This window comes from Mesorhizobium sp. M1A.F.Ca.IN.020.06.1.1 (assembly GCF_004023265.1).
Lineage (GTDB): Bacteria > Pseudomonadota > Alphaproteobacteria > Rhizobiales > Rhizobiaceae > Mesorhizobium.
This window is the reverse complement of record NZ_RZSR01000261.1, coordinates 1-6,481: the sequence shown is the minus strand read 5'-3', so window position 1 is coordinate 6,481 and position 6,481 is coordinate 1. Positions and strand designations below refer to the sequence as shown.

The 6,481-nt window shown below is 64.8% G+C and carries 3 protein-coding genes; all 3 read right to left on the bottom strand.

Going from position 1 to position 6,481, the window contains the following annotated elements:
- Positions 1-2,055, bottom strand: a 2,055-nt coding sequence (locus EOA60_RS13845; RefSeq protein ID WP_128311495.1) for an EAL domain-containing protein, incomplete at its 3' end; no start/stop codon positions are given.
- 255 nt (positions 2,056-2,310) lie between these two features.
- The gene (locus tag EOA60_RS13840) at positions 2,311-5,814 is read right to left on the bottom strand and encodes an indolepyruvate ferredoxin oxidoreductase family protein (protein WP_281060743.1); all 3,504 of its coding nucleotides are present in this window, start codon (positions 5,812-5,814) and stop codon (positions 2,311-2,313) included.
- A gap of 175 nt (positions 5,815-5,989) precedes the next feature.
- Complete coding sequence (locus EOA60_RS13835; RefSeq protein ID WP_128311496.1) at positions 5,990-6,478, bottom strand: hypothetical protein; 489 nt, start codon at positions 6,476-6,478, stop codon at positions 5,990-5,992.
- Positions 6,479-6,481 lie beyond the last annotated feature (3 nt).

The window sequence follows — 6,481 nt, the reverse complement described above, 5'->3', positions numbered from 1 at the left end:
GATCAGGAAGGAGCGATCAATCTTGATCTTGTCGAGCGGCAGCTTGTGCAGGTAGCTGAGGCTGGAATAGCCGGTGCCGAAGTCGTCGAGCGCGATGCGGACGCCCAGCGCTTTCAGCTCTTCGATCAGCTCGCGGGTCAGTGATTTGTCGTCGAGCAGGGCAGTCTCCGTCACCTCGATCTCGAGCCGGTGCGGCGCAAGGCCCGACGCCGCCAGCGCATCGCGCACCTTCTGCACGACGTCGCGGTTGCGGAAGTCCTTGGCCGACAGGTTGATCGAAACGCTGGTCTGGGCCGGCCATTTGGCGCATTCGGCGCAGGCCGCCTGCAGCACGAAAGAGCTGATCTCGGAGATGATGCCCATCTCCTCGGCCAGCGGAATGAAGACGCCCGGCGAAATCGGGCCGAGATCGGGATGATCCCAGCGGCAGAGCGCCTCGCAGCTGGCGATGCGCATGGTGCTCATCGACACGATCGGCTGGTAGACGACGCGCAATTCCTTGGCTTGCACGGCGCTGCGCAGATCGGCCTTCATCAGCTGGCGATTGCGGAAGGCGGCTTCCATCGATGCCTCGAACAGCCGCCAGCCGTTCTTGCCGAGCTCCTTGGCTTTGTAGAGCGCGAGGTCCGCCTTGACGATCATGCCGTCGACGTCGGTGTCCTTGACCACGGACAACACCGCGCCGCCACTGCTCTGGATGCGCAGGCCGTGACCGGCGACGTCGACTTCGCCCTGCAGGCCGGCGAAGATCTCGTCGAGCAGGCTGCTGAGATGGCTCTCATCCTCGATGCGGTCGAAATAGATCATGAATTCGTCGCCGCCGAAGCGGCTGACATTGATGCCCGGCCCGGCGACCGCTGCCAGGCGCTCGGCTACGGCGTAGATCAGACCGTCGCCGACCGGGTGGCCGAGCGTGTCGTTGACGCTCTTGAAATCATCGAGGTCGAGCACCGCCAAGCCGCAGAGCCGGTCGCGGTCGCCGGACGCCATGGCTTCGCCGACCAGCTCGTGGAAGTAGGCACGGTTCGGCAGGCCGGTGAGGTTGTCGTAGCGCGCCATGAAGCGGATCTTTTCCTCCGCCTCGACCCGGGCCGTGACGTCCTCGAAGGTGATGACGCCGAGTTCCTGGCTGCCTTCGCGCGCGGAGAACTCGTAGTGCTGGCCATTGGCGAGCGACACGAGCACCTTGCGGTCCCGGCCCTCGCGCAAGGCGCGCGTCAGCTGCGCCTCGATGTAGCGGCAATCCTTCGGTGCCAGCATGCCGCCGGCGACGCCGCGCATCAGAAGGCCGTGGATCGAGCGCCCGAGCAGCGCGTCGGCCGATTTCAGCGACATCAGATGGGCGGCCTCGGCATTGGCGACGGCGACGCGCCCGTCGGGGCCGAGCATGACCAGGCCGTGCGACATCGTGTTGAGCGCGCGGTCGAACCTGCGCGTCAGGTTTCTCGCCTGCTTGTGGCCGATGACCGCCGAGAACAGCACGTTGCGGACATGATCGGCGCCGGTGATGGTGATGAACGTCATCGGGATGATCATCAGGCCGAGGACGACGGAGGGCGCGTCCATGCGCAGCAGGAGCGCGAGAGCCGCCGGACCGATGAAGGTCACGGAAAAGATCCGCACCATGCGCGGCGACCCATAGTTGCGGGCGACAACGGTGACCAGGGTCGCCAGCGTGAGCGACATTGCCGCGAGCTCGGCGAACGGTTCGGGATATATGTAGATCGACACGAAACACAGCGCGCCCAATCCGAGACCCTGAAGGCAGCCCTTCAGGATGTAGCTGCGCTCCAACCGCTGCGCGTGTTCGACATCGGCAATCGCGCCGCCTGTCCTCAGGAAGCCGCGAATGCCGAAGTAACGGATAAGGCTGACGGAAAGCAGGGCAAAAGAAAACGCCAGGAACAGGGGATTGTGGGTGCGCAGATAGATCATGAATCCGAGGATCCAGTAGCACGCGCCACCGATCAACAACATGTGCGCGTTGTCGAACAACGACCGCACAAATTGGATATAAACATCCGCTGGGATGCTTTCGGTCTTTGTTTTGCCCATAGGGTCGGCCCAACGCTAAGCCTTGTCATGACACAACCGCCTTAAGAAAGGCTTAGAACAGAACCGCCTTGAGCAGCGGCTTCGGTCTGCCGGCCAAGGGCCGCAAAGGACCTAACGCATGTCACCCACAAGTGCGCAGCGGTTTTGGGAGAACGACCTGCATCGAACAAAGGCCTAAAGCGCCTCTCCTGGATCCATTTCCACGCGAGGCACTTTAGGCCGACCGACGAAAACTTCGGGATTGGTCTGGCGCAATCACTCGGCAGCGCTGAGAACGGGCACCGGAGCGGCCTCGGTCAGCCGCTGCAGCAGCCTGGAGCGCTCTTCGGACGCCTTGGCGGCGCTGGCCTGCCGGACATGGCCATAGCCGCGGATGAGCGCCGGAACGGAGGCCAGAGCGGCGGCGGCCTCGACCTTGCCCGGCGCAAGTGCTGCGGCGATCAGATCGAGATCGGCCTCGTATTGCGCAAGCAGTTGCCGCTCGGCGCGCCGTTCGGCGGTATGGCCGAACAGGTCGAACGCGGTGCCGCGCAGGCCTCTCATGACAACAAGCAGGCGAAATGCCTTCATCATCCACGGGCCGAAACTCGATTTCCTCGGCTTGCCGTCATTGCCGCGCCGCCCGAGGATCGGCGGCGCGAGGTGAAATTCCAGCTTTTCGTAGCTTTGGAACTGCCTTGCGAGATCGGCGGCGAAGCTGCCGTCGGTGTAAAGCCGGGCCACCTCATACTCGTCCTTGATCGCCATCAGCTTGAAGAGGTTTTTCGCGGCCGCCTCGGTGACGGCCGTCGAGCCGGGAACCGCTGTCGCCTCGGCTGCGCGCAGCGCCGCGATCCTGTTGGCATAGCGCTTGCCATAGGCGGCGTTCTGGTAGGCGGTGAGGAAAGCCACCCGCCGGGCGACAATGTCGTCGAGCGTTTCGGGTGCCGACGCCGGCTTGCCGGTACGACCGACCAGGCCGCGCACGAAATCCGGCTGGTGCGCGGCGCGACGGCCCCAGCGGAAGGCGGCGATGTTCATCACCACCGCTTCGCCGTTCAATTCTATCGCTTTTTCAACGGCTTCGGCCGAGAGCGGCAGCCCGCCATGCTGGAAGGCGAAGCCGAGCATGAACATGTTGGCGCCGAGCGAATTGCCAGACAGCGCGGTCGCCGTGCGGGTGGCATCGAAGAAGTGGGCCTTGTCGTCGCCGGCGGCGGCACGGATCGCCTTCTTCAGCCGCTCGACCGGCAGCGAAAAATCGGCGGAACGGGTGAATTCGCCGGGCATGATCTCGGCGGTGTTGGCGAGGAACATGGTATGGCCCTCGCGCACCGCGGCGAGCACCTTTTTGGCGCCGGAGACGACGAGGTCGCAGCCAAGCACAAGATCGGCCTTGCCAGCGGAAACGCGGATGGCGTGGATGTCCTCGGGCGTCGGGGCGATGCGGACATGGGTGAAGACCGAGCCGCCCTTCTGGGCAAGGCCCGCCATGTCGATCATGCCGCAGCCCTTGCCCTCGATATGGGCAGCCATGCCCAGCACCGCGCCGATGGTGACGACGCCGGTGCCGCCGACACCGTCGATGATCGCCGCCCAGCCCTGAGATCCGAGTGGAAATTCGGCGGGTGACGGCACGCCTTCGAGCGGATCGCTCTTGCCGGCAATCCCCTCGGCCTTCCTGATCTTGCCGCCATGCACCGTCACGAAAGAGGGGCAGAAGCCGTTGAGGCAGGAAAAATCCTTGTTGCAGCTCGACTGGTCGATCCGGCGCTTGCGGCCGAATTCTGTCTCGACCGGCTGGATCGAGACGCAGTTCGACTGCACGCCGCAATCGCCGCAGCCTTCGCAGACCAGCTCGTTGATGAAGACGCGCTTGTCGGGATCGGGGAAGGTGCCGCGCTTGCGGCGCCGGCGTTTTTCCGCGGCGCAGGTCTGGTCATAGAGAAGCACCGACACCCCCTTGACCTCGCGCAGCTCGCGCTGCACGAGGTCGAGGTCGTCGCGGTGATGGATCGTGGCGCCGGGCGGGAAATCGGCCTTGCCGGCATATTTGGCCGGCTCGTCGGTGACGACGGCGATGCGCTCGACGCCCTCGGCGCGCACCTGTTTGGCGATCATATCGACGGTGAGGCCACCTTCGTGCGGCTGGCCGCCGGTCATGGCGACTGCGTCATTGTAGAGGATCTTGTAGGTGATGTTGGCGCCCGAGGAGAGCGCAAAGCGGATCGCCAGCGCGCCGGAGTGGTTGTAGGTGCCGTCGCCGAGATTCTGGAAGATATGGCCGCGCTTGGAGAACGGCGCCTGGCCGACCCATTGCGCGCCCTCGCCGCCCATGGCGGTGAAGCCGACCGTGTTCCGGTCCATCCACAGCGCCATGAAGTGGCAGCCGATGCCGGCGGCGGCAAGCGAGCCCTCCGGCACCTTGGTCGAGGAATTGTGCGGGCAGCCCGAGCAGAAAAACGGCGTGCGCGAACCGATGTCGACGGTATCGGCGAGCATCGCCTGGAACTGGCGCAGCTTCGCCACCCGCGCCGCGATCTCCTCCGAGGGGCCGATGGTGCGCAGGATACGCTCGCCGAGCGCGATCGCGATCTCGTTCGGGTCGAGCGCGCCCTTTGCCGGAAACAGCCAGTCCCCGCGCTCGTCCTTCTTGCCGACGATGGCAGGCTGAATAGCGGAGCCGTAGAGGTTCTCGCGCAACTGCACCTCGATCAACGAGCGCTTCTCCTCGACGACGACGATGGTCTCGAGGCCTCGGGCGAAGTCGGCGACATGCTGATAATCGAGCGGCCAGGGGCAGCCGACCTTGAACAGGCGGATACCGATGCGATTGGCCGCATTTTCGTCGATGCCGATATCCTCCAGCGCCTGGCGGACGTCGAGATAGCTCTTGCCTATGGTGATGATGCCGAGCTTCGGGTTGCGGCCGCCCGAATAGACGGTCCGATTGAGCCCGTTGGCGTGGATGAAGGCGGAGGCGGCGGCGCGCTTGTGCTCATGCAGGCGCTCCTCCTGGCCGAGCATGTCGATCTCGTGGCGGATGTTCAGACCGCCCGGCGGCATGTCGAAGTCGGGAATGACGATGTCCAGCCGCGCGATCGAGGCGTCGACCGAAGCGGTCGATTCGATGTTGTCCTTGACGCATTTGATCGCCGCCCAGGTGCCGGCGAAACGCGACATGGCGAAGCCAAAGAGACCGTAGTCTATGATCTCCTGGACGCCGGCGGGGTTGAGGATCGGCACCATGGTGTCGACGAACAGGAATTCGGTGGCATGTGCGTTCGTTGAGGATTCGGCCATGTGGTCGTCGCCCATCAGGGCGAGAACGCCGCCATTTTTCGACGAGCCGGCGAGATTGGCGTGGCGGAAAACGTCGCCGGAGCGGTCGATGCCCGGCCCCTTGCCGTACCAGACGGCAAAGACGCCGTCATGGGTGCCTTCGCCGAGCAGCTCGGTCTGCTGCGAGCCCCAGCAGGCGGTGGCGGCGAGCTCTTCGTTGAGGCCCGGCTGAAAGACGATGTCGGCCTGCGCAAGCTGCCGCTTCGCCTTCCACAGCTGCATGTCGAGGCCGCCGAGCGGTGAGCCGCGATAGCCGGAGACGAAGCCTGCGGTGTTGAGGCCGGCGCGACGGTCGCGCTCACGCTGCATCAAAAGCATGCGCACGACGGCTTGCGCCCCGGACAGGAAAACGCGCTCCTTGGCAAGGTCGAACTTGTCGTCGAGCGCGACGTCATGCAGCGTCATCAGGCATGTCCTCTGCGGAGGCGCGCCGCGGATCGGCGGCCAACGTCGGAGTGAGAGGCCGCAGTCTTTCTTCCCTTGCGGGACAGGTCAAACGAAATCGCAGCGGCCAGAGCGCACGCAACAAACGGTCCCGCTGGAAGCGGTCGCCGCATTCAATCGCACGCTAAACGCTTTGCAGCGCACGAAAATTTCGACCGGTCAACGGGCCTCAAGCCGCCTTCGAGCAATCCGGCTTGGGCGCATCCGGCAGCTTGCCGTCGGGATGGCCGGCAAGGTCCGGGTTGAGCTCGTATTTCGGCCCGATCACCAGCGGCCGGTCCGGCAGCATGGTCTGGTCCGCCGAGGAGGTCATCGTCGTCTCGAGGCTTTGAAGCAACGTGCCGCTCGAATCCTCGATGCGGATCGTGACGGAATAGGGCTTGTCCTTGACCACGCAGGTGAGCGGCGGGCTGGTCAAGGTGATATGCGGGAGCTTCGGCCAGATCTTCTGGTTGACGATGAGCGGGTCGCCGCCGGCCGGATTCTGGAAATTCACCACCGCAATCTGTCCCTCGCCCATCGGCCGCAGCGGTCTCAGCGTGATGACATAGGTGGCGATGCCAAGCCGGTAGTTGAACTCGAACAGCTTGCCGGAAATGGCGAAGAGCTGCTCCTTGCCGGTGTCGCGGCAGGCGCCGAGCGCCGTCGCGGCGATCAGGGC